Below are 23,214 nucleotides of genomic sequence, written 5' to 3'. Positions count from 1 at the left end.
ATCAAAGTAATTCGTATGGGTTGTGGGTACAAATCGTCTTCAGTTCGTCAGACGGTTTGATCCAGGTGTTCTGCCCGATGCGCGTCTTGCCCAGCGCGGCGCGCAGGCTTGGCGAAGTCCGGACATCGACGTCGATGCGCGCATTGACCTGGCCGCCGGTGTAGTCCTCGATCAGGCGGAGCATCGTCTTCATCCGTTCGGAGGCGCGCTGGAACTGCGGAAAATCCTTGGCATCGATGGGGCCGAGCTTGACGTGAATGGCCGATTGCGTATCGAAGATGCGCCGCCCGACGCGCCACTGGCCGAGGCGCTTTTCGCCGCTTTCGCCACCGATCTCGATCCACCGCCCGTGGCGCGGCGTGACCTTGACGTCGATCGCGAAGTAACGGGCGAGGATCGTTTCCAGCGCCGGCAGGCTGCGTTCCGGGCGCAGGTAAGCCCAGCTCTCGGCCAGCCGGCAACGCTGGATATGCGCGGCGAAAGCGCTCTCATGACCGGCCATCCAGCCCGACGCAAGATCCTGCAGGCGTTGCGAAAAGCCCTCCCGCCGCGGATGGCCGTAGAGGCTGATGACCGGGTGGGTGTTGGCGTACGCCCGGTAATCGAGCACGGCGAGATGCCCGCTCAAGAGATTGAGGAAGGCTTCGAAGCCGGCGTTGCGCTCGAAGCTGCGCTCGTACTTGGCGTGTTCGGTGACGTGGATGGGCAGCGGGCCGTAGGGGGCGAACAGGCCGAAATGGCGCATGCGCACCCGCAGCACATCGTGTTCGGCGTCGCGTCCCCCTTTTTCCTTGGCCGGTTCAAGGCGGACGTCCTGCAGTTCGCTACCGGAGAAATAGAGCTCAGCCGCCTGCTCGAGGCGTAGCCAGCCCTGATCCCAGCCCGGGCGCAGTCCGTAACCGTCGTTGGCGACCAGCGACTCGAGGCGACGCAGCAATTCGTGCAAGGTCTTGCGGTTGGAAATTCCCCGCCAGGACTCGTCCGCTTTCAATTGGCGCGGCTTGCCATCGGAATCCACGTAGGCCATGGCTTCATGCAGACGGTCGAATTCGTCGCTCGACACCTGCATCAAGCCCGCCCTCCGCTACGCGAAAGATTCGTGAAGGTATCGCCCGGCTCGCCGTCAAAATCAATGTCAACCTCCAGTCCATCGTTCAAATTGACGCAATCGAGGAGCGCATGACAGACGATCCGGGAAAACAGCCAGGCCCCGCCATCGGGGTGATGCTTGGTATCGATGTTGAAACGCAGCCGGTTGGAGCGCACCCAGGACATCGGCCCGGGAACCGGCGAACGGGAATACCCCATCTTGTTGCGCGCCCGGTCGAGACTGCTGATGCGCCGCTGGTCGGACAGCACCGCCGGGTCGCTGGCCAGTCCCAGCCACAGGTGCAGGGCGTTGACCAGGTCATTGTCGTTCCGGCTGCGCAGGCGCAAGGGGTTGCTGCCGAGTAGCTGCACCGCCTCCCAGTGCCGCTCCGGCAGCGGTTCGTCGCGCGCTTCGCCAGGCAGGCGCAGGCATTCGATCTTGCCGATCAGGCTGGCGCTGGTCAGCGAGAAGCCGGCCTGATCGAGGTGTTCCCGGTACCAGCCGCGATCGCTGACGTAGCCGTCGATCTGCAGCGATTTGATGTCTTCCGGAATGCCGGTGTCCGGGTCGAGACCGACATTGACGAAATGGCGGATCGGCAACTGGTTCTTCAACGACGCCTTGCCGACCGAACCGTAGGTGATGTATTGCTTGCGCGTGCTGAAATGGCCTTCGTAACCGTTCTGTGCGTAACCGTTGCGCGGCGGCACCTGAGCCAGACCGAGGCAGCGCCCGTTTTCCAGGATGGCGCGGCACTCGGTGACGTGATGGATGTCGTAGGCCAGCGGACGCAGGCGATCGACCAGTACCCATTGGTCGGTGCGATCCGGGTTGTAGACGATGGGGTCGAAGGTCTTCGGGTAGAGATTGATCACCGGCGTCGCGAACAGGCGGAAACACTGCGCGTTGATCCGGTTGATGATGTTGGCCGGCTCGCTCTTCTGCAGGAAGCCGATATGGAACTTGCGATGCTCGCCGATACGCTTGAACAGCTTGCTCAGTCCGGAAATCCGCACGCCGAGGAAGCGGCTGGGCTGGGCGAAGTACTCGCGCAGCAGGCGCAGCCCGGGCAGCATGCTGGCCGACGGCGGCAGCAGGCTTTCTTCCGGCGTGACGCCGACGATGGCCAGGGATTCCTTGCCGATCTCGATATATTCCAGCGCGCCGCTGTCCTCGGCCCAGGCAAAAACCTTGAAGGCATCATGCAGCAGCCGCTTCTGGATGGCATGGCAAAGCGGAATGTCGCCGACCAGGGTGAGTTCGAGGTAGTCGGTTTTCAGTTCGCCGAGCTTGGCCCGGCCCTGGCTGGAAAACTCCAGGGCGATGACGCCGGCGGCTTCCTGGGCCTGCGCCGCGATGCGCGGCGGCAGGTGATTGATGGTGGCGGCGCAGCGCACCTTGGAGATTTCCAGCGGCAGGAGCTGGATCGTCTGCCCGGTGGTGAAGCGCAGCACGTTGTTGTTGCCCGGCAGGCGGGCCTGGATGATGCTGCCCTTGTCCAGCGTGACGCCTCCCTGACACTCGGGCGAAGCGAAATCCGGGGTGAAGGCCAGCGTGGCAATCGACGGCGTCGATTCATCCCAGAGCGGAGCGACGCGCGCCAGCATCTGGCGCGCGAACTCGGCATGCTCGACGTCGAGTCTGGCCTGGATGCGCGCGGTCAGGAAGGACACCCCTTCGAGCAGGCGCTCGACAAAAGGGTCGCTGACCGTGTCCTCGTGCATTCCCAGTTGTCCGGCAACCTGGGGGTAGGCATCGGCGAAATGCTGCCCGGCTTCGCGCAGGAAACGCAGTTCTTCGTTATAGAGGTCGATGAAGTTCGGATTCACAAATTCGGCCTACGGACAAGACGAACCGCGCCGTGACTGAAATCGACGGCCAGACGGAACGAGAGATAGGCCACGACGTTCCCCTTCCCTTCGGCGCTGATGTCGAACAGGACAGACTCGCGGAAGTGCTGGTCACTGGAAAGGGAGGTGGTGATCTGCAGCGAGCGCGGATCGATCCGCGGTTCGAAGACCGGAATCATCCGCTTCAGATGCCGGACCACGGCATCGACATCGGAAACACTGGTGCTGCCGAAGGAAGCCATCGGCAAACCGTAATTGAACACTGATGAACAGATCTGCGCTTCACTGTCGCTGCGCGGACGGGCACTGCGCGCCGCATGGCGCAGGAGCTGCAGCACCTCTTCCTGGATGGAATCGGCAACCGAGGCGTGACTACCCGCCCCCCGACTGATCCGCTGGAACAGGTTGGGCGTGTAGGAATGCTTGATCTGGCTGTGTGGTTTCATGGTCTGTTTTGGTGCCGACGAACGAAGTTCGCCAGCACCAAATGCCGACTGAGGTTTAGACCGTTGCGTTCAGCTTCAGGTCATAGCCCGCCTTGATGACGGCGCCCATCGTGCCGTCATTGCGTTGCTCCTTGTACTCGACTTCGATGCGGGCGAAGTTGATCTTGATTTCATCAACCGGCAGCACCGTTTCGGTCACGCCGAACTTGGTGGCCATGTCGCCCGGCAGGTTGCCGACGGTGGTGAAAGACGAAACCAGGCAGTTGCTGAAGGTCACCGTCATGAAGTCGAGCTGGGTGCCACCGGACTTGCGGCAGATCAGCTTGGCTTGCGGAATGTGATCGCCAGTCGCGCACATCAGGAAGAGCTTCGGCGAGGCCTTGTTGGTGACCATGCGGAACTCGAAGTCCTTCATTTCGACCTTACCCGCACCGCCACCGCTACCGAAACCCCAGCGACCGGAGTTTTCTTCAGCCCACTGCCAGCTTTGCAGCTGAATCAGGCCAGGATACTGCTGGTCGGGAGACTCGCCCTCGACGCCGTCGATCTGCAGGAAATAGTCAACAAGTGCTTGTGCCATGATTGCTCCTAGAATTAAAGATGAATGGAACCGTGGAATGACCGGGCGGACTGAAAATTGTCAGTACGCCCGGGTTTTCCTTACTGACTCGTCTGCTTGGCAGACGGCAGCTTGGAAACCAGCCGGAGGGACACGGTCAACCCCTCCAGTTGGTAATGCGGACGCAGGAAGAACTGGGCGCGGTAGTACCCCGGGTTGTCCGGGAGTTCGTCCACGATCACTTCGGCAGCGGACAGCGGGCGACGCGACTTGGTCGCTTCGCTCGAGATCGTCGGGTCGCCATCGACGTAGTTCATGATCCAGTCGTTGAGCCAGCGCTGCGTTTCCTCACGCGACTTGAACGAACCGATCTTGTCGCGGACGATGCACTTCAGGTAATGGGCGAAGCGGCAGGTGGCGAAGATGTAGGGCAGCCGGGCCGACAGGTTGGCGTTGGCGGTGGCGTCGTCGTCTTCGTAGATGGCCGGCTTGTGCATGGTGCGGGCGCCGATGAAGGCCGCCATGTCCGAGTTCTTGCGGAAAACCAGCGGCATGAAGCCGGCGTTCGACAGTTCGTGTTCGCGGCGGTCGGAAATCGCGATCTCGGTCGGGCAGTACAGCAGCTTCTCGCCGTCCGAATTGGAATAGACGAAGTTCGGCAGGATTTCGACGGCACCACCGGATTCGACACCGCGGATCTTGGTACACCAACCGTACTCGGAGAAGGCCCGGGTGATGTTGGCGGCCATCGCGTAAGCGGAGTTGGCCCAGCAAAAATCCTTGTCGCTGTCGGGATCGGTGGTTTCCTCGAAGGCGAATTCCGGCACTTCGTGGGTGTGAGCGCCGTACGGCAGACGGGCCAGGAAACGCGGCAGGGTCAGCGACAGGTAGCGCGAGTCGTTCGATTCGCGCAGCCGGCGCCAGGCGGCATATTCGACGGCCTGGAAGATCTTCGAGATGTCGCGCGGGTTGGCCAGTTCCGACCACGAGTCCATCTGCATGGTCCCCGGCGCCGCCGCCGAAATGAAGGGGGCGTGGGCCGAAGCGGCGATCTTCGCCATTTCGGTGAGCAGTGCGACGTCGTGCGGGCTGTGGTTGAATTCGTAATCACCGACGATGCAACCGAAGGGCTGACCGCCAAACTGGCCGAATTCCTGTTCGTAGATCTTCTTGAAGATCGGGCTCTGGTCCCAGGCACCGCCCTTGTAGTGACGCAGGGTACGGCCCAGTTCCTTCTTGCTGATGTTCATCACCCGGATGCGCAGATTGGCGCTGACCTCGGTATTCGAGACCAGGTAATGCAAGCCGCGCCAGGCGCCTTCCAGCTTCTGCATTTCGGGGTGATGCAGGATCTTGGTCAGTTGCTTGGAAATCTTGGCGTCAATCTCGGCAACCAGCTCATCGACCGTTTTCAGCACGTCCTTGTAAACAACGACCTTGTCGCGGCGAACGAACTGGAGCAGCGTGTTGACCGCCGTCTGCACGGCTTCGGCGGCCTCGTTGGTGCGGGGACGGAAGGATTTCTTCAGCAGCTCCTTGAGTTCGCTGTCGTTCTCCAGGGTGACGACCTGGGTTGCATCGGCTTGGCTTTCGAATACGGTACTCATCGCGTTTACTCTTTCGTTCACTCGGGTTGCTTGTCTTGGGCCGCGGGCAGATCTTCTTCCGGTGCCTTCGGCCAGTCGGCGTCATCGCGAACTTCCAGTTCCTTGCCGGTGTACTTGGTGTTGGTCAGGATCTGCTCGATCAGATCCTGGGCGGCCATCTTGCCGTCCATGTAGGTGGTCAGTTCCTTCAGCTCGTTGCGCGCCTTGAGCAGCGCCGCCAGCTCCGGTATGCGCCGGGCGATCTCGCCGGGCTCGAAGTCCTGCATCGAGTTGAAGGTCAGATTGACGTCGATCAGGGCGCCGGGATCGTCATCGGTCAGCGTGTCTTCGCAGTAGAAGGCAACCTTCGGCGCAATCTGCGCCATCCGCTTGTCGAAGGTTTCGTCATCGATGTCGATGAAGTCCCGCTCCTCGATCGGTGCCAGGGATTCGCGGTTTTCGCCGGAAAGATCCGCCATCACCCCCACGACAAAAGGCAGCTCGACTTTCTTCTGCGAGCCGTAGATTTCAACGTCGTACTCGATCTGCACCCGGGGGGCACGTTGCTTTCCGATGAATTTCTGACCGTCGTAATGTTTAGCCACACCTACTCTCCGTCGATAAAAAGGTGAAAAATCAATTCGAAGCCGGTTTCACCAGCCGATCCAGGAGCCTGTCCGATTCGGAAAACAACTCCCGCATCAGCAGCTCAAAACTCATGTCGACCATCCGTTGCAGGCGCTGGATGAAGATCGGCGCCGGATGGCCGCTTTCGTGGTCACGGTAGTAGCGTTCAAGTGCCGCCAGCACGATGCGCACTTCGTCACGGCCATGAATGGCAAAGCCTTCGCTGACCAGACGCACACTGCCGACACTGGCAGGCACGTCGGCCACGGATTCGCTCCCGGTTTCAGACACCTCGCCCTCTACGGCAGCGGCGTCGGCTTGCTGGGACTGCGTCGTCAGCGGCGCCAGACGATGCGCGGCGTGGCCGACGGCCCCGATCAGTTCGCTGAAATCGCCGCTGGCGTCGCCCGCCCGCTCGTCGAGTCGCAGCGCGATTTCTTCGAGACAGGCGCGAGCCCGGTTGAGCAAGGCACAATTGAGATCGCTGCGCGCCTGGTCGGCACGCAAGGCTTCGCGGAGTTTTCCCTGCTCACTTTCGGTGGCATAGCGCGTACCGCCGACATCAGGCAACAGCGCGGCGATGCTCCACGCCGCATCGCTGGTCAGGGAGAGTTTCCGGAATGCAGCCAGGCTACGCGAGGAAGTCAGCCAATTGAGCACGGTGGCGTGCAGTTCGCCGCTCGACAACTCGGCATCGCCCTGCGGGTAGACCGCATCTTCGGGCAGTTCCAGCAATTCCAGGATGTAGCTCAGGCCATCGACCCAAGCCGTCAGGCCGCCAACTTCGGCCCTGGCCCGCAACCACCACACGGCAACCCGGAAATCCCGGGTTTCGCGCGCCAGTGCTGCGCAATCATCGGCGATCTTCGCCCAGTCAAAGGGATCCTTCCCCTTGCGCAATGGCGCATCGAAATCCGTTTCGTGCTCGCTGATCAACTGATCGATGATCAGAAAGCGCTCGTCGAATTCGAGATCGATATTTGCTTGTTCCCCTGCCAACAATTCATGCCCCTGTTTGCTACGTCGTCTCTGTTCTGCTGGGGGGGCTTATTTATGTATTTCTAATATGCTTAGTACTTACGGCCAATATATCAAAAGCATTCGATGATGATATTTAGATTTGTAAACACAGAGCAGGAGAGGGTTTACAAATTTCTACAAAGCATAAATTCACATGTGCTAAATCCAGCCAAGAGGCCACCCAACCCCTCCTGCATGCACAGATAATTTGCCGGCAGATAATCGATCCGCGACGCCACAAAAGAAAGCAGCTGGCCGGGACGCCCACGATCATTACGTGGTATAAACCTCGCCCAAAGTAATACGAGAAAGACCCGTTCCGTGCCGTTCGGCTTCTACATCATCATGGCTGCGCAGTTCTTCTCGGCGCTGGCCGACAACGCACTGCTCATCGCCGCCATCGCTGCACTGCGCGAAATGCACGCTCCGGCATCCTACGAACCGCTGCTGAAGACCAGTTTCACACTTTCTTACGTCGTCCTCGCTGCCTTCGTCGGCGCCTTCGCCGATTCAATGCCCAAGGGCCGCGTCATGCTGATCAGCAACAGCATCAAGGTCTTCGGCTGCGCGCTGATGTTCTTCCATGTTCATCCGCTCTTCGCCTACGCCATCGTCGGCCTTGGCGCCGCCGCCTATTCGCCGGCCAAGTACGGCATCCTCACCGAATATCTGCCACATCGCCTGCTGGTCGTCGCCAACGGCTGGATCGAAGGACTGACCGTCGGCGCCATCATCCTCGGGGTGGTCATTGGCGGACTGCTGATCCAGCCCGGCATCGCCGCCAAACTGCTGGCCTTCGATCTGCCCTTCATCGAAACCGGTTTCGACACGGCGGGCGAAGTCGCCATTTCCGTGATCATCCTGCTCTATCTGATCGCCGCCCTGTTCAACCTCTACGTGCCGGACACCGGGGTCGACCACAAGCCGCTGAAGAAGAACCCCCTCTATCTGCTGCACGAATTCAACCACTGCCTGAGCCTGCTCTGGCGCGACCGCCTCGGCCAGATTTCGCTGGCCGTGACCACCCTGTTCTGGGGCGCCGGCGCAACCCTTCAATTCATCGTCATCAAATGGTCGGAAGTGGCGCTCGGCCTCGACCTCTCCAAGTCCTCCATGCTGCAGGGCGTGGTCGCCTTCGGCGTGGCGGGCGGCGCCATCGTCGCTGCCCGCTTCATCACCCTGCGCAAATCGCTCAAGGTGATCCCGCTCGGCATCGCCATGGGCATCGTCGTCCTGGTAATGAACTTCGTGCGCGACATCTGGCTGGCGATCCCGCTACTGATCCTGATCGGTGGCCTTTCCGGCTTCTTTGTCGTGCCGATGAACGCCCTGCTCCAGCACCGCGGCCATATCCTGATGGGCGCCGGGCATTCGATTGCCGTCCAGAACTTCAATGAGAACCTGTCGATCCTGATCATGACCGGCCTCTACTACGCGATGATCCGTGCCGACCTGTCGATCTACTGGGTCCTGACCCTGTTCGGCCTCTTCGTCAGCGGCCTCATGTACCTGATCCGGCAGCGTCACCTGGCCAACCAGCGCCAGAACGACGACGTGATCCACCTCGACGACACGACACACTGAGCGAACGCCGGGCAGTTGCGGCATACTCCGGGCAGCAATCCGCGCCGCCCGAGCCCCCGCCATGCCCCAACTGCAAGCCTACGCCACCGTCACGCCCTACATCACCAAGGACAGCTCCGAGATCCGCGAACTGATGCACCCCAGGGTTCACGGCAACCGCAACCAGAGCCTGGCCGAAGCCAGCCTCCAGCCCGGCAGCCGAACCGAACTGCACCGCCACGCGCAGACCGAGGAGCTCTATCACATCACTGCCGGTCATGGCCGGATGAGGCTGGGCGATGAGACGTTTCTCGTCCAGCCCGGCGACACCGTCTGCATTTCGCCCGGCACACCGCACTGCATCGAAGCCGTCGGCGACGCGCCGCTCAAGCTGCTGTGCTGCTGCTCACCGGCTTACGATCATGCGGATACCGAGTTGCTGCAGGGCTGAACCCGAGAATGTGTCGATCTTTTGCGGAAATATCGACAGGTTTCCTTGATCCGTCGTCGGCGACGACATGTTCTGAACAAGGTACTGGCAATTTACCAGCTACTCCCCGCGCAGAATGCTGAATTCCCGGAACAAGCTTCCCGGCAATGGCACCGATAGACGCCACTGAATATTCATCGGTTTCTGCCCTTCTGCATGCTCCAGCATGACCGGACCACAAGCACGGTACGGCGCCCCTTTGGTCGTCCGGACAAAAAGCTGGAAACGCCAGCCGTTATCGGGGCTCTCCAGGTAGCGACGTCCCGCCATCGTGTTCGGGCCGGCAGCGTTCTGCGACTGCCAATGGAACAAATCAGCGCTGATGGCATAGTCGTGATAAGCGATCTGCGCATGGTAGCCCTCGCTTTTATCGAGGGTTACAAACAGCAGTTCGACCTTGCGATCCTGTAGCGCAAGGACACCCGCCTGGAAGGGGGCGCGTTTATTCGGCGTCAGCCAGCCGACGGCGGTGAGGATTTCGCGGATTCCGTAAGCACCATGCAGACAGAGGGGAACATCTTCCAATCCAGGCACAGCGCGCTGCCTCAACACGCTTCTGGCTTGCAACACCTCGCCGATTTCCGCCAGTTCGGCAAGATGCGCCGGGTGAGACCGCAATCTTTCAAGAAACGCTTCGCCAGTACCCAGTTGCTGCTGTTGCGCATCCACCTGATAGGCAAGCATCTGCAGCAGGCACTGCTCTCGTGCATCAACGCATTGGTAAGCCGCCGACGGCTCGGCGATCCTGAGCAGCGTATCGATACGCGCCGGGTCGTCGATGTGTAACAGGTCGCCGAAGCGACGGCCGAAATAATCATCTTCATCCCCCGCCAACATCGTCAGCAGGCCAGCATCGCGTTTGAGATTGGCCCAGCCCGAACGCCCGCTACTGCGGTAGATGTCATCCAGTTCAATTCCCTGTTCCCGCAGAAAATTGGCCAGGCGGATATTGCTGCGCCCGCGCAAAGCGGCGAAAGCTTGCAACTCGGTGCGCAGTCGGCGCCAGTTCTGCTGCACCAGCTTTCTCAGGCTGCGCAGCACTTGCTCTCGTGTCTGACGTTGCAACAGGATATGGCAGCCAGGCGGTAGTGTCCCGAAGCCTTTTTCGACCGATTCAATCAACTGACCGCGCGAAAGCCCGGTAATCGTCGACAGCAAGCGATCGAAGCGGAACTCCTCCCGATGACGCCCAACGAAATCGAGGATCAGGCAACTTTCCTTGCCTTTGGCCAAACGCAACCCGCGGCCGATCTGTTGTTGGAACAGCACCGGGCTTTGGGTCGGACGAAGAAGCAACAGCGTATCGACCAGCGGCAGGTCCACGCCCTCGTTATAGAGGTCACAAGTAACGAGCGCCGCCACCTCGCCCCGGGCCAGCCTTTCCGGTGCGCGTCGCCGTTCTTCAAGGGGCGTATCGCCCACCACGCACAAGGACTTGATACCGGCTTGATTCAGCTTCTCCGTCATGAACTGCGCGTGGGCCACCGAAACGCAGAACAGCAGCGCTCGCCCCCGCGTCAGATCGCCCGCCAGCCGGCGCCATTCATTGAGCACCAGACGGGCACGGGCATCGTTACCAGTCACCAGCCTATCTACCGCCGCGAGTTCCCCCGGCTGCTGCCAAGGCACTTCGGAAAAATCGGTGTCGTCATCACAGGCGTAGTACTCGAAGGGCGCCAGCAATTGTTGTTCGAGGGCATGCCAGAGCCGCAACTCAACGGCAGGCGAACCATCCGGGCGATTGGTGAAGTACCCCAGAATCGGCTTGCCGTCGCTGCGTTCCGGCGTCGCTGTCAGCCCCAACAGGATACGTGGCCGGACCGTGGTAACAAATGCCTCGAAACGCTCTGCCGCCAGGCGATGACACTCGTCCACCACGACAACGTACCAGTGTGCGGCACCGCAACGCACCAATAAATCCCGCGCCGCTACACTGTCGATGGTGGCAAATAGGTGATCAAAACTTTGCGGAACTGCGCCACCGAGCAGCAACTCACCGAAAGCGTGGTCGCGCAGCACCTCGCGGTAAGTCCGCAGGGCCTGCTTGAGGATTTCCTCGCGATGCGCGACGAACAGCAGGCGCGGCCGCCCTCCCTCCTGCTGACAGATGCGCCGGTAGTCGAAGGCAGCCACCACCGTCTTACCCGTACCCGTAGCCGCCACCACCAGATTGCGCCAGCGGTCGTGTTCACGCTCGACATGCAGTTGATCGAGCATTTCCTGCTGATAGGCCTTGGGCTCAAGGTCAAAATAGGTCGGACGAGCGACAAGGTCCTCGCCCGACTCGCGCTTGAGCGCCTCGCCCAGCGCCTGGCGGTGCGCCGGATTGGCCGGATCATAACGCTGGAATTCGCTGTCTTCCCAGAGCGTTTCAAAGTGCGCCCGGGCTCGTTCAAACAGGTCTGATTGCCCACGCTCGGTGAATTTCACCGTCCATTCCAGACCGCCCATCAAGGCGGCGCCAGACAGATTGGCGCTACCCACATAGGCCGCGCCGAATCCGGTCCGGCGCCGGAACAGCCACGCTTTGGCATGTAGCCGGGTCCGCCGGCCATCAAGGGAAACCCGGATTTCGCAGCCCGGCAGGCTAGCCAGTTCATCGAGCGCCAGAATTTCCGTGGCCCCGGTGTAGGTCGTGGTCAACACCCGCAGGCGAGTACGCGGGAGACCATCAGCCCCCAGCGCAGTGACGGTTTGCAGGATATCGAGCAGCTTGCGCACCCCGGAATGGGTAATGAAACTGACCAGGATATCCACCTGATCGCAAGCTGCGAGTTCCCGACGTAACTCGGTCAAAAGCGAGGGGGAACCTTTGCCCGCTGTGAATAACCACGGCAGTGCCAGGCCGGTTGCTGGCATCTCAGGGGGCACCGATTGCCGATAGATGGCCCGCAGTACCTGCGGCGGAGTAGCCACCATATCCACCGCTGCGGCAGCTGTCTCAGGCTCAAGACGCTGGCGCAGGCTGACCAGCAGGGAATTGACCAGATCCAGCTGACCGAGGAGCTTTTCTTTTCCCTCTCCCTGCATGTCTTCCAGGATTTTTCTGAGCTGGAGTGCCAAGGCATCAGCCAGGCAAGCCGGCGCATCTTCTAGCGCCAGCGAGTTCAGAACCCTACTTCCAGGAAGCGTTGTTCGGGAAAGTGCATGCGAGAGCGCTTCCGTCAGCACAAGGTCATAAAGACCTTCGGGTAATGCCATGTCTTGCCCCCTTGCGATTAGCTTTATGTCATTCTACTTGCCGGTGTGAAATACAAAAAAACATCCCACAAGAAGAACAAGAGAAGCAAAACCTTGAACTGGGCGCCTCGTTGCTACAATTCGTCCTTTTTTGCGATACCCCCAAGCCATGAGCAAACCCGCCGACAGCCCCAAGCACACCCCGATGATGCAGCAGTATCTGGGGCTCAAGGCCAAGCACCCGAACACCCTGCTCTTCTACCGCATGGGCGACTTCTACGAGTTGTTCTACGAGGATGCCGAGAAGGCGGCGCGGCTGCTCGACATCACGCTGACCACGCGCGGGCAGTCGGCCGGGGTGCCGATCAAGATGGCGGGCGTACCTTTCCATTCGTTGGAGCCATACCTGGCGCGCTTGGTGAAGATGGGCGAGTCGGCAGTGATCTGCGAGCAGATCGGCGATCCGGCGACCAGCAAGGGGCCGGTCGAGCGCGCCGTGTCGCGCATCGTCACGCCGGGGACGCTGACCGACGCGGCGCTGATCGACGATAAGCAGGATGTCTGGCTTCTCGCCGTGACCACCTTGCGCAACACCGCCGGCATCGCCCGTCTCAACCTGGCGAGCGGTGAATTCATCCTGATCGAGGTGGCGGCCGAGCAGATTGCGGCGACGCTGGAGCGCATCCGCCCGGCGGAAATCCTCTATCCGGAAAGCTGGACGCCGAATTTCGGCATCGACGTGGCGCGCACCCGGCAACCGGACTGGTATTTCGATTTCGACTCGGCCAAGCGCCTGCTCTGCGAGCAGTTCGAGGTCGCCTCGCTCGCCGGTTTCGGCGCCGAGGGCCTGAAGCCGGCGATTGCCGCGGCCGGCGCCCTGCTCCAGTACGCGCAGGCGACGCAGTCGGGCAAGCTGCCGCACCTGCGCGGGCTGAGCGTCGAAATCGAGGGCGATTACCTCGGTCTCGACCTCGCCACCCGGCGCAACCTGGAACTGACCGAAACGCTACGCGGCCAGCCATCGCCGACGCTCTTCTCTCTGCTCGACAACTGCGTCACCAGCATGGGTTCGCGCCTCTTGCGTCACACCCTGCACCATCCGCTGCGCGCCCGCGCGATTCCCGCCGAACGCCACGGCGCGGTCGAAGCATTGCTCGACGATTACGGCCGCCTGGCCGGTGCCGTCCGCAAGAGCCTGCGCGGCATCGCCGACATCGAGCGTATCGCCGGCCGCATCGCGCTGAGGAATGCCCGCCCGCGCGACCTCGCCAGCCTGCGCGAGTCGCTCGCCCGCCTACCGGAACTGCGCGCGCCGCTGGCCGAGGCCAACGCCGACCTGCTGGCGCAGACCTACGACGAACTGGCTGTACCGGCCGAAACGCTTGACCTGCTGGTGCGCGCCATCGCCGCTGAACCGGGCGCCCAGGTACGCGACGGCGGCGTCATCGCGCCGGGTTACGACGCCGACCTCGATGAGCTGCGCTCGCTCAACGACAACTGCGGCGCCTTCCTGGTCGACATGGAGGTGCGCGAACGCGAGCGCACCGGCATTGCCAGCCTCAAGGTCGAGTACAACAAGGTGCATGGCTTCTACATCGAAGTCACGCACGCCAATGTCGACAAGATTCCCGACGACTACCGCCGCCGCCAGACGCTGAAGAACGCCGAGCGCTACATCACGCCGGAACTGAAGGCCTTCGAGGACAAGGCGCTGTCGGCGCAGGAGCGCTCGCTGGCGCGCGAGAAACTGCTCTACGAGGGCATCCTCGACGCACTGCTGCCGGTCGTCCCGACCCTGCAAACCATTGCCCGTGCCGTCGCCCAGCTCGACCTGCTGGCCGGCTTCGCCGAGTCGGCGCTGAAACGCAACTGGTGCAAGCCGGAGTTCGTCGCCGAGACCTGCCTCGCCATCGAAGGCGGCCGCCACCCGGTGGTCGAGAACGAACTGGCGCAAAGCGCCGAGACCTTCATCGCCAACGACTGCCGGCTCGCCGACGAGCGCCGACTGCTCTTGATCACCGGCCCGAACATGGGCGGTAAATCGACCTACATGCGCCAGGTCGCGCTGATCGCCCTGCTCGCCCACATCGGCAGCTACGTGCCGGCGACGCGCTGCGCGCTCGGCCCGCTCGACCGCATCTTCACCCGCATCGGCGCCTCCGACGACCTCGCGTCCGGGCGGTCGACCTTCATGGTCGAGATGACCGAAGCCGCCGCCATCCTGCACCACGCGACGAATCAGAGCCTGGTGCTGATGGACGAGATCGGTCGCGGCACCTCGACCTTCGACGGCATGGCGCTGGCCTTCGCCATCCTGCGCCACCTGATCGACAAGAACCGCAGCCTGACGCTGTTCGCCACGCACTATTTCGAACTGACCCGGCTTTCGCACGAATATTCCGAACTGGCCAACGTGCACCTCGGCGCCGTCGAGCACGCGCACCGCATCGTCTTCATGCACGCCGTCGAGGAAGGTCCGGCCAACCAGAGCTACGGGATCCAGGTCGCGGCACTGGCGGGGATTCCGGCCAGCGTCGTACGCGCGGCGAAAAAACAATTGCGTGAATTCGAACAGCGGGCAACGGTCGATCCGCTGCAACCCGATCTGTTCACGCAGGCCGCGCCGGAACCCGAAATTGCCGAACCGCACCCGGTACTCGGCCAGCTCGCCGCCATCGACCCGGACAGCCTGACCCCGCGCGAAGCACTCGATGCGCTGTACGCCCTGAAAGGCCTGCTCCGTTGATCCACTGCCGAGTGCTTGCCAGCTGCCGGCGCTGCGCCGTGCTGGGCGTGCTGCTCCTGCTCACCGCCAGCGCCCAGGCCGAACTCTGGCGCTTCGCATTGATCGGCGATATACCCTATTCGGAGAGCGAACGCGCCGAGTTGCCGAAGATGCTGACGGCGATCGCCGACAGCCATGTCGATTTCATTGCCCACATCGGCGACATCAAGCATGGTGCGGATCGTTGCGACGACGCCGTCTTCGAGGATCGCCGACAACTGTTCGATAGCAGCCGGGTACCCTTCGTCTTTGTTCCCGGCGACAACGAATGGGCCGATTGCGATCGCCTGAGCAACGGCAGCTACGACCCGCAGGAACGTCTGCACAAGCTGCGCAGCCTGTTCTGGCCAGACCGGCAATCACTCGGCCAACACAAGCTGACGCTGGAGCGCCAGTCCGCCGCCTATCCGGAACACGCCCGCTTCCGGCTCGGTCCGCTGCTTTTCGTCACGCTCAACCTGCCGGGCGGCAACAACAACTGGGGTATGACTGAACAGCCGAGAGCCGAATACCTGGCGCGCAACCCGCAGGTACTAGCCTGGCTGAAGGAAGGTTTTGCGCAAGCCAGACGCGACAGGCTGCGCGGCATCGTCCTGCTGTTCCAGGCCAACCCGGGCTTCACGCATCTGGCGCAAGGTTTTCCGCACCGGGGATTCCGCGATTTCCTCAAGCTGTTGCGTGAGGAAACGCTCAATTTCGACGGTCAGGTCGTCGCCGTCCACGGCGACACCCACATCAACCGCATCGATCACCCGCTACGCGACAACAAGGGCCGCCGCATCGAGCGTTTCACCCGCATCGAAACCTTCGGTTACCCGCTGATGGGCTGGACCCGCGTCATCGTCGATAGCGAGGCGCCGACGCTGCTGCGTTTCGAAACCCACCCCTGGCCGCCGCAACGTTGAGCGCCGCGGCGGGCGGCTGCCAGCTCAGTGGCAGGTTTCGCCGTCTTCGTCGGCATCGTGCACGTGGCCGTGCTCGACTTCTTCGGCACTGGCGGCGCGAATTGACGTCACCGTGCAGGTGAACACCAGCGCGCTACCGGCCAGCGGATGGTTGCCGTCGAGCACCACCTTGTCGTCGGCGATGTCGGTGACGCGGTAAATGACGAAATCGTCATCGCCGCCGTCTTCCGGGCCGCCTTCAAACTGCATGCCGACCTGCAATTCCTTGGGAAAATCCTTGCGCGGTTCGATCTGCACCAGTTCCGGATCGTATTCGCCAAAGGCTTCGTCCGGCTGCAGCTTGACCTGGACCGACTCGCCGACCATCTTGCCCTGCAGGGCTTCCTCGATCTTCGGGAAGATGTCGTCGTAGCCGCCATGCAGGTAGATGATGGGATCACGCCCTTCGTCGACGACCTCGCCGTCCGGGTTGGTGACGTGGTAGTCGAGGGTGATGACGGTATTCTTGGCAACCTGCAGGTTCATGAATCGAGTTCCTTCACGAGGCGCAGCACATCCAGTGCATGGCCCTTGTAATTGACGTTGTACAACGCATGGCGGATGAGGCCGTTGCGATCGATGACAAAGGTGGAACGGACGATGCCGAATTTCTTCTGGCCATCCACTTCCCGGGCTTGCCATACCCCGTATTGCTGGCAGACGCTGCCTTCCGCATCCGACAGCAGGCGGGTACCGATGCCCTCGCGGTCGCGGAATTCCTGATGCTTCAGACAGTCGTCGCGGTTGATGCCGAACAGCACGCAGCCCAGCCGCTGGAAATCCCCCTCGTGATCGGAAAAATCGGTGACCTCGCGGGTACAGCAGGGCGTGCAATCCTTGGGATAGAAAAACAGGACGATGGTATCGCGCTTGAGATAGCCGGCCAGATCGACAGTCTCCATGTCGGCATCCGGCAGGGAAAATGTCGGGGCGCTATCGCCAATCTTGAGCAGCATGTCGTTCTCCTTCAGCGCTCGGTGCGAGACTGCTGGAGACGATTCTAACTGAGCGATTTGCCCGTGGCTACTGGGTTTTTGGGGATTCGACCGGGGCGGCAACAGCGGCCCGCTCGGGGATCTGGACAAAGATTTCGTCCTGCTTCACCATGCCCAGTTCGAAGCGCGCCCGCTCCTCGATCGCCTCGTAACCCTGCTTCAGGTCACGCACTTCGGCGTCGAGGCCGGCGTTGCGGATTTCCAGCTGGCGCGTCTCTTCCTTCTCTACCTTGAGCTGGCGGTCGTACTCCCATACCTTCAACCATCCTCCCTTGCCCAGCCACAATGGGTACTGGAGGAGGACGATCAAGGCGAGGAGGCCGACCGTCAGCCAGCGCATGAATGCTTAGCGCAGGTTGTAGAAGGTTTCGCGGCCCGGGTAGGACGCGGTGTCGCCGAGGTCTTCCTCGATCCGGATCAACTGGTTGTACTTGGCGATGCGGTCGGAACGCGACAGCGAACCGGTCTTGATCTGACCGGCGTTGAGGCCGACGGCGATGTCGGCGATGGTGCTGTCTTCGGTTTCGCCCGAGCGATGCGAAATCACCGCGGTGTAACCGGCGCGCTTGGCCATTTCGACGGCGGCGAAGGTTTCCGACAGGGTGCCGATCTGGTTGATCTTGATCAGGATCGAATTGCCGATGCCCTTCTGGATGCCTTCCTTGAAGATGCGGGTGTTGGTGACGAAAACGTCGTCGCCGACGATCTGCACCTGGGAACCGAGGCGGTCGGTGAGCAGCTTCCAGCCGTCCCAGTCGGCTTCGGACATGCCGTCCTCGATCGAGACGATCGGGAACTGGTCGGCCAGGTTGGCCAGGTAGTCGACGAACTGGGCCGAGGTCAGTTGCAGACCTTCGCCGGCCAGATGGTACTTGCCGTCCTTGTAGAACTCGGAAGCGGCGCAGTCGAGCGCCAGCAGCACGTCCTGGCCGGGCACGTAGCCGGCGGCCTCGATTGCCTGCATGATGATCTGCAGGGCTTCGGCATGGCTGCCCAGGTTGGGGGCAAAGCCGCCCTCGTCGCCGACGGCGGTCGAGTGGCCGGCCTTGTCGAGCAGCTTCTTCAGCGCGTGGAAGATTTCGGCGCCGCAGCGCAGGGCTTCGCGGAAGGTGTTGGCACCGACCGGCATGATCATGAATTCCTGGATGTCCAGGCTGTTGTTGGCGTGCTCACCACCGTTGATGATGTTCATCATCGGCACCGGCATCTGCATCGGCGCCATACCGCCGAAGTAGCGGTAGAGCGGCAGGCCGGATTCTTCGGCGGCCGCCTTGGCGACCGCCATCGAGACGGCGAGGATGGCGTTGGCGCCGAGACGCGACTTGTTGTCGGTACCGTCGAGCTCGATCATCGTCTGGTCGACGAAGGCCTGTTCCTGGGCGTCGAGACCGATGATCGCTTCCGAGATTTCGGTGTTGATGTTCTCGACCGCCTGCATGACGCCCTTGCCGAGGTAACGGCCCTTGTCGCCGTCACGCAGTTCGATGGCTTCGCGCGAGCCGGTGGAGGCGCCGGACGGCACCGCGGCGCGGCCCATGACGCCGCTTTCCAGCAGCACATCGGCCTCGACCGTGGGATTGCCGCGCGAATCGAGAATCTCGCGGGCGACGACATCAACGATAGAACTCATGTCTCTTCCTTGTAAACAAAAGGTTAAAGATACTTCTTAAACAAAAACTTTAAATTTTCAGCTCTTCGAAACCAGCCACCTTGACCGCCCGATCGAGGGCAAACAGGGTGGTTAGCAGGCTTTCCATGCGGTCCAGCGGCCACGAATTGGGGCCGTCGGAAAAGGCCTTTTCCGGACAGGGATGGGTTTCCATGAACAGGCCGGCAATCCCTACGGCAACCGCAGCCCGCGCCAGCACCGGGACGAACTCGCGCTGGCCGCCGGAAACCGTGCCCTGCCCGCCCGGCAACTGCACCGAGTGGGTGGCATCGAAGACGACCGGACAGCCGGTCTCGCGCATGATCGCCAGCGAGCGCATGTCGGACACCAGGTTGTTGTAACCGAAGCTGGCGCCGCGCTCGCAGACCATCAGGTTGTCGGCACCGCCGTTCACCTCGCGCGCCTTGGCGACAACGTTCTTCATGTCGCCCGGCGCCAGAAACTGGCCTTTCTTGATGTTCACCGGCTTGCCGCAGGACGCCACGGCGTGGATGAAATCGGTCTGCCGGCAGAGGAAGGCCGGCGTCTGCAGGACGTCAACGGCGCTCGCCACCTGGGCGACATCGGCTTCGCTGTGCACGTCGGTCAATACCGGCACGCCGACCTGGGCACGGACGTTCTCCAGGATCTTCAGTCCGCCGTCGATGCCGGGGCCGCGTACCGAGGTGCCGGAGCTGCGGTTGGCCTTGTCGTACGAGGCCTTGAAGATGTAGTTGATGCCGAGCCGGGCGCAGACTTCCTTCATTCGGCCGGCGACATCGACGCACAACTGTTCTGATTCCGCCGTGCAGGGGCCGGCGATCAGGAAAAAAGGCTGGTCAAGACCAGCCTCGAATCCGCACAGCTTCATGCCGATTTACCCTGTTTGCTGGTCAGCGCCGCCTGCACGTAGGAGGTGAACAGCGGATGACCCTGGCGCGGGTTGGAGGTGAATTCCGGGTGGAACTGGCAGCCGACGAACCACGGATGGACGTCGGACGGCAGTTCGACCATCTCGCAAAGATCGGTGCCCGGCGCGCGGCCGGCGACGACCAGGCCCTTGGCTTCGAGTTGCGAGAGCAGCGTGTTATTCACTTCGTAGCGATGGCGGTGCCGTTCGGTGATCTCCGCCTTGCCGTAGATCTGGCGCGCCAGCGAACCTTCCTTGAGCCGGCAGACCTGGCCGCCGAGGCGCATGGTGCCGCCGAGGTCGGAATCCTCGCCGCGCTTCTCGACCTTGCCGGAAGCGTCGAGCCATTCGGTAATCAGACCAATCACCGGGTAAGGCGTGTCGGCAACGAATTCGGTCGAATGCGCATCCTTCATGCCGGCGACGTCGCGGGCGAATTCGACGACCGCCATCTGCATGCCGAGACAGATGCCGAGGTAAGGCACCTTGTTCTCGCGGGCATAGCGGATCGCCGCAATCTTGCCTTCGGTGCCGCGCCGGCCGAAGCCGCCCGGTACCAGGATGGCGTCCATCGTCTCGAGGACGCCGGTGCCTTCCTTCTCGATATTCTCGGAATCGATGTACTCGATATCGACCTTGCAGCGGGTATGAATGCCGGCGTGCTTGATCGCCTCTATCAGCGACTTGTAGGACTCGGTCAGATCGACGTACTTGCCGACGAAGGCGATGCGCACCGTGTTCAGCGGGTGCTCCATGGCGTCGATCAGCTTTTCCCAGACCGACAGGTCGGCGGCCTTGGCCAGGATGCCGAGCTTGTGGCAGACGATCTCGTCGAGCATCTGCTCATGCAGCATGCCCGGGATCTTGTAGATCGAATCGGCATCGAGGCACTCGATGACGGCTTCCGGCATGACGTTGCAGAACAGCGCGATCTTCCGGCGCTCTTCCACCGGAATCGAGCGGTCGGCACGGCAGAGCAGGATGTCCGGCTGAATGCCGATCTCGCGCAGTTCCTTGACCGAGTGCTGGGTCGGCTTGGTCTTCAGTTCGCCGGCCGTCGGAATGTAGGGCAGCAGCGTCAGGTGCATGTAGCAGACGTTATTGCGGCCTTCCTCGATGCCCATCTGACGGATCGCTTCCAGGAAGGGCAGCGACTCGATGTCACCGACCGTGCCGCCGACTTCGACGATGGCCACGTCGGCGCCTTCGGCACCGGCCTTGACCTTGCCCTTGATCTCGTCGGTGATGTGCGGAATGACCTGCACCGTCTTGCCGAGATACTCGCCGCGCCGTTCCTTTTTCAACACCGTGTCGTAAATCTGACCGGTGGTGAAGTTGTTGCGCTTGGCCATCTTGGCGCTGGTGAAGCGCTCGTAGTGCCCGAGATCGAGGTCGGTCTCGGCGCCGTCTTCCGTGACGAATACTTCGCCATGCTGGAAGGGGCTCATCGTGCCGGGGTCGACGTTGATGTAGGGGTCGAGCTTGAGATGGGTAACCTTGATGCCGCGGGATTCCAGAATGGCCCCCAGCGACGCGGCGGCGATGCCTTTGCCCAAGGAGGACACGACACCACCCGTAACGAAAACGTATTTGGTCATGGAAAGACAGGCTGCGGGAAAGCAGAATGATAGCTGAAAATCCCCCCGCAGCGAAAGCCGTCCGCCACCATGAAAGCGAGTCAGCTAGAATTGTCGCTTCCTGAAAAACCACCCGGAAGTCCGCTCATGTCCCAATTTTCCTTTGACGTCGCCCTCGAAGATTTCGAAGCCAAGGTCCTCCAGGCATCGCTTGAAGTACCGGTGGTCGTCGACTTCTGGGCACCCTGGTGCGGTCCCTGCCAGACGCTGAAGCCGATGCTGGAAAAGCTGGCCGAGGAATACAAGGGCCGTTTTCTGCTGGCCAAGGTCAATTCCGACGAGAACCCGGAACTGGCCGGCCACTTTGGCGTGCGCAGCATTCCCTCGGTCAAGGTCGTCTATCAGGGCCAGTTGGTCGACGAATTCAACGGCGCACTGCCCGAGGGCCAGGTCCGCGAATTCCTCGACCGTATCGCCCTGCCCGGTGGCAACGAGACCGACCTGCGCGCTGAAGCCGCCGCCCTGGTCGGCGAAGGCAGACTGGAAGAAGCACTGGCCAAACTGGTCGCCGCCAGCCAGGCCGACCCGCAGGACCAGGCGGTGCAGCTCGACGCCATCGACGTCCTGCTGCAGCTCGGCCGCAACGACGAAGCCGCCCAGCTGCTGGCCGGCGAGTACCCGAACGAACCCGCTCGCGCCACCGCGCTGCGCGCCCGCCTGGCGCTCGCTCAGGGTGCCGCCGACACCGCGCCGCTCGAAGCGAAGCTCGCCGCCAGCCCGGACGATCACGCCACCCGCCTCGAACTGGCCCGCGCCTACGCCGCCCAGAGCCGTTTCCGCGAGGCGCTCGAAGCGGCACTCGAAGTGGTGCGCCGCGACCGCTTCTTCGACGAGGGTGCCGGCCGCAAGACGCTGCTGCAATTCTTCGAGGCGCTGTCCGGCGAACAGTACGACGACCTCGTCCGCGAATTCCGCCGCAAGCTGTCGGCCGCGCTCAACTGATCCGCCGCCGGACGTCTTGCAGCTTTTCTACACCGACGTCTTCGTCCTGCCGCTGCCGCCGGGCCATCGTTTCCCGATGGAAAAGTACGCCCGGCTGCGCCAGGCGCTGCTCGACAGCGGCGAATTCCAGGCAAGCGATTTCCGGCTGCCGGCGGCCGCCAGCGATGACGAGCTGGCACGCGCCCACGACCCGGCCTACATCGCCCGGGTCGCCAACGGGCACCTCGACGAAGCGGCACAGAAAGCCATCGGTTTTCCCTGGAGCGCCGCCATGGTCGAGCGTTCGCGCCGCTCGGCCGGCGCCACGCTCGCCGCCTGCCGGGCCGCGCTGGCTGCAGGCAACGGCGTCGCCGCCAACCTCGCCGGCGGCACCCACCACGCCTTTCGCGATCACGGCGAAGGCTTCTGCGTCTTCAACGATGCCGCCGTCGCCGCCCGCGCCATGCAGGCCGAAGGACGCGCCGGGCGCGTCCTGATCGTCGATTGCGACGTTCATCAAGGCAACGGCACCGCCGCCATCCTCAAGGGCGACACCAGCGTGTTCACCTTTTCCATCCACGGCGCGCGCAACTACCCATTCACCAAGGAAGAAAGCGACCTCGACATCGAACTCCCGGACCGCTGCGGCGACGACGCCTACCTGCTGCAACTCGGCCACGGACTCGACACCGCCTTCGACCTCGCCTGCCCCGACCTCGTCATCTACCTGGCCGGCGCCGACCCGTACGCCGACGACCGCCTCGGCCGGCTGGCCCTGAGCATGGCCGGCCTGCGCGAGCGCGACCGCCAGGTTTTCGCCCGCTGCCGCGAACGCTGCCTGCCGCTGGCAATCGCCATGGCCGGCGGCTACGCCCGCCAGATCGACGACACGGTCGCCATCCACGCGGCGACGATCCGCCTCGCCCGCGCCATGTGGGGCTAGCGCATGTTCATGGCAAGCAG

The 23,214-nt window shown here is 62.4% G+C and carries 20 protein-coding genes; 6 read left to right on the top strand and 14 right to left on the bottom strand.

Annotated features, from left to right (window positions below; translation table 11 throughout):
- Position 1: 1 nt before the first annotated feature.
- From ACE3OV_RS07750 to ACE3OV_RS07720, 7 genes are all read right to left on the bottom strand, one after another.
- On the bottom strand, positions 2–1,069 hold the full coding sequence (locus tag ACE3OV_RS07750; RefSeq protein ID WP_374326410.1) for a type VI secretion system baseplate subunit TssG: 1,068 nt from the start codon (positions 1,067–1,069) through the stop codon (positions 2–4).
- The gene (gene tssF / locus ACE3OV_RS07745; RefSeq protein WP_374326409.1) at positions 1,069–2,919 is read right to left on the bottom strand and encodes a type VI secretion system baseplate subunit TssF; all 1,851 of its coding nucleotides are present in this window, start codon (positions 2,917–2,919) and stop codon (positions 1,069–1,071) included. The genes ACE3OV_RS07750 and tssF overlap by 1 nt, the downstream gene beginning before the upstream one ends.
- On the bottom strand, positions 2,916–3,386 hold the full coding sequence (locus ACE3OV_RS07740) for a GPW/gp25 family protein (RefSeq protein WP_374326408.1): 471 nt from the start codon (positions 3,384–3,386) through the stop codon (positions 2,916–2,918). The genes tssF and ACE3OV_RS07740 overlap by 4 nt, the downstream gene beginning before the upstream one ends.
- 55 nt (positions 3,387–3,441) lie before the next feature.
- The gene (locus ACE3OV_RS07735) at positions 3,442–3,966 is read right to left on the bottom strand and encodes an Hcp family type VI secretion system effector (protein ID WP_374326407.1); all 525 of its coding nucleotides are present in this window, start codon (positions 3,964–3,966) and stop codon (positions 3,442–3,444) included.
- Positions 3,967–4,046: 80 nt separating this feature from the next.
- Positions 4,047–5,552 carry a type VI secretion system contractile sheath large subunit gene (tssC, locus tag ACE3OV_RS07730; protein WP_374326406.1) on the bottom strand — a complete coding sequence of 502 codons (1,506 nt, stop codon included), beginning with the start codon at positions 5,550–5,552 and terminating at the stop codon, positions 4,047–4,049.
- A gap of 17 nt (positions 5,553–5,569) precedes the next feature.
- A complete protein-coding gene (tssB, locus tag ACE3OV_RS07725) occupies positions 5,570–6,136 on the bottom strand; it encodes a type VI secretion system contractile sheath small subunit (protein ID WP_374326405.1) in 567 nt (188 codons plus the stop codon).
- Between the two features lie 31 nt (positions 6,137–6,167).
- A complete protein-coding gene (locus ACE3OV_RS07720) occupies positions 6,168–7,157 on the bottom strand; it encodes an ImpA family type VI secretion system protein (RefSeq protein ID WP_374326404.1) in 990 nt (329 codons plus the stop codon).
- A 342-nt stretch (positions 7,158–7,499) separates the two neighbouring features.
- On the opposite strand from ACE3OV_RS07720, the gene lplT reads away from it, so the two are divergent.
- Positions 7,500–8,762, top strand: coding sequence for a lysophospholipid transporter LplT (lplT, locus tag ACE3OV_RS07715; RefSeq protein WP_374326403.1), 1,263 nt, complete (start codon positions 7,500–7,502; stop codon positions 8,760–8,762).
- A 61-nt stretch (positions 8,763–8,823) separates the two neighbouring features.
- Positions 8,824–9,192, top strand: coding sequence for a cupin domain-containing protein (locus ACE3OV_RS07710; RefSeq protein WP_374326402.1), 369 nt, complete (start codon positions 8,824–8,826; stop codon positions 9,190–9,192).
- Positions 9,193–9,291: 99 nt separating this feature from the next.
- Here ACE3OV_RS07710 and ACE3OV_RS07705 read toward each other — a convergent pair whose 3' ends face one another.
- Positions 9,292–12,432: a DUF3427 domain-containing protein gene (locus tag ACE3OV_RS07705; RefSeq protein ID WP_374326401.1), complete on the bottom strand. Its 3,141-nt coding sequence runs from the start codon at positions 12,430–12,432 to the stop codon at positions 9,292–9,294.
- Between the two features lie 148 nt (positions 12,433–12,580).
- Between ACE3OV_RS07705 and mutS the strand changes: the two genes are divergently transcribed.
- Together mutS and ACE3OV_RS07695 are read left to right on the top strand one after the other, a co-directional pair.
- A complete protein-coding gene (gene mutS, locus ACE3OV_RS07700; RefSeq protein WP_374326400.1) occupies positions 12,581–15,157 on the top strand; it encodes a DNA mismatch repair protein MutS in 2,577 nt (858 codons plus the stop codon).
- Positions 15,154–16,101, top strand: coding sequence for a metallophosphoesterase (locus ACE3OV_RS07695; protein WP_374326399.1), 948 nt, complete (start codon positions 15,154–15,156; stop codon positions 16,099–16,101). The genes mutS and ACE3OV_RS07695 overlap by 4 nt, the downstream gene beginning before the upstream one ends.
- A gap of 24 nt (positions 16,102–16,125) precedes the next feature.
- Here ACE3OV_RS07695 and ACE3OV_RS07690 read toward each other — a convergent pair whose 3' ends face one another.
- From ACE3OV_RS07690 to ACE3OV_RS07665, 6 genes are all read right to left on the bottom strand, one after another.
- Positions 16,126–16,626, bottom strand: a complete 501-nt coding sequence (locus ACE3OV_RS07690; protein ID WP_374326398.1) for a peptidylprolyl isomerase — start codon at positions 16,624–16,626, stop codon at positions 16,126–16,128.
- Positions 16,623–17,093 (bottom strand): peroxiredoxin, encoded by a 471-nt coding sequence (locus ACE3OV_RS07685; RefSeq protein WP_374326495.1) that lies wholly within the window; start codon positions 17,091–17,093, stop codon positions 16,623–16,625. Before ACE3OV_RS07685 ends, ACE3OV_RS07690 begins: the two co-directional genes overlap by 4 nt.
- Before the next feature lie 70 nt (positions 17,094–17,163).
- The gene (gene ftsB / locus ACE3OV_RS07680; protein WP_374326397.1) at positions 17,164–17,475 is read right to left on the bottom strand and encodes a cell division protein FtsB; all 312 of its coding nucleotides are present in this window, start codon (positions 17,473–17,475) and stop codon (positions 17,164–17,166) included.
- Positions 17,476–17,481: 6 nt separating this feature from the next.
- On the bottom strand, positions 17,482–18,765 hold the full coding sequence (gene eno, locus ACE3OV_RS07675) for a phosphopyruvate hydratase (protein WP_374326396.1): 1,284 nt from the start codon (positions 18,763–18,765) through the stop codon (positions 17,482–17,484).
- 49 nt (positions 18,766–18,814) lie between these two features.
- Positions 18,815–19,654 carry a 3-deoxy-8-phosphooctulonate synthase gene (gene kdsA / locus ACE3OV_RS07670; RefSeq protein WP_374326395.1) on the bottom strand — a complete coding sequence of 280 codons (840 nt, stop codon included), beginning with the start codon at positions 19,652–19,654 and terminating at the stop codon, positions 18,815–18,817.
- Positions 19,651–21,291, bottom strand: a complete 1,641-nt coding sequence (locus tag ACE3OV_RS07665; RefSeq protein ID WP_374326394.1) for a CTP synthase — start codon at positions 21,289–21,291, stop codon at positions 19,651–19,653. Before ACE3OV_RS07665 ends, kdsA begins: the two co-directional genes overlap by 4 nt.
- 126 nt (positions 21,292–21,417) lie before the next feature.
- On the opposite strand from ACE3OV_RS07665, the gene ACE3OV_RS07660 reads away from it, so the two are divergent.
- Positions 21,418–22,272 (top strand): tetratricopeptide repeat protein, encoded by an 855-nt coding sequence (locus ACE3OV_RS07660; RefSeq protein WP_374326393.1) that lies wholly within the window; start codon positions 21,418–21,420, stop codon positions 22,270–22,272.
- 16 nt (positions 22,273–22,288) lie between these two features.
- Positions 22,289–23,194 carry a histone deacetylase gene (locus ACE3OV_RS07655; protein WP_374326392.1) on the top strand — a complete coding sequence of 302 codons (906 nt, stop codon included), beginning with the start codon at positions 22,289–22,291 and terminating at the stop codon, positions 23,192–23,194.
- Positions 23,195–23,214: the final 20 nt, after the last annotated feature.

Origin of the sequence: Azonexus sp. (assembly GCF_041909095.1) — a bacterium.
GTDB lineage: Bacteria > Pseudomonadota > Gammaproteobacteria > Burkholderiales > Rhodocyclaceae > Azonexus.
Note: the sequence above shows the minus strand (reverse complement) of the source record. Positions and strands in the feature narration are given on the sequence as shown.

Coding starts and splice junctions, on each gene's coding strand:
- ACE3OV_RS07710 (WP_374326402.1), top strand. CDS start 8,824: ATGCCCCAACTGCAAGCCTACGCCACCGTCACGCCCTACATCACCAAG.
- tssC (WP_374326406.1), bottom strand. CDS start 5,552: ATGAGTACCGTATTCGAAAGCCAAGCCGATGCAACCCAGGTCGTCACC.
- eno (WP_374326396.1), bottom strand. CDS start 18,765: ATGAGTTCTATCGTTGATGTCGTCGCCCGCGAGATTCTCGATTCGCGC.
- ACE3OV_RS07690 (WP_374326398.1), bottom strand. CDS start 16,626: ATGAACCTGCAGGTTGCCAAGAATACCGTCATCACCCTCGACTACCAC.
- ACE3OV_RS07735 (WP_374326407.1), bottom strand. CDS start 3,966: ATGGCACAAGCACTTGTTGACTATTTCCTGCAGATCGACGGCGTCGAG.
- ACE3OV_RS07740 (WP_374326408.1), bottom strand. CDS start 3,386: ATGAAACCACACAGCCAGATCAAGCATTCCTACACGCCCAACCTGTTC.
- ACE3OV_RS07660 (WP_374326393.1), top strand. CDS start 21,418: ATGTCCCAATTTTCCTTTGACGTCGCCCTCGAAGATTTCGAAGCCAAG.
- kdsA (WP_374326395.1), bottom strand. CDS start 19,654: ATGAAGCTGTGCGGATTCGAGGCTGGTCTTGACCAGCCTTTTTTCCTG.
- ACE3OV_RS07705 (WP_374326401.1), bottom strand. CDS start 12,432: ATGGCATTACCCGAAGGTCTTTATGACCTTGTGCTGACGGAAGCGCTC.
- ACE3OV_RS07665 (WP_374326394.1), bottom strand. CDS start 21,291: ATGACCAAATACGTTTTCGTTACGGGTGGTGTCGTGTCCTCCTTGGGC.
- ACE3OV_RS07750 (WP_374326410.1), bottom strand. CDS start 1,069: ATGCAGGTGTCGAGCGACGAATTCGACCGTCTGCATGAAGCCATGGCC.
- mutS (WP_374326400.1), top strand. CDS start 12,581: ATGAGCAAACCCGCCGACAGCCCCAAGCACACCCCGATGATGCAGCAG.
- ftsB (WP_374326397.1), bottom strand. CDS start 17,475: ATGCGCTGGCTGACGGTCGGCCTCCTCGCCTTGATCGTCCTCCTCCAG.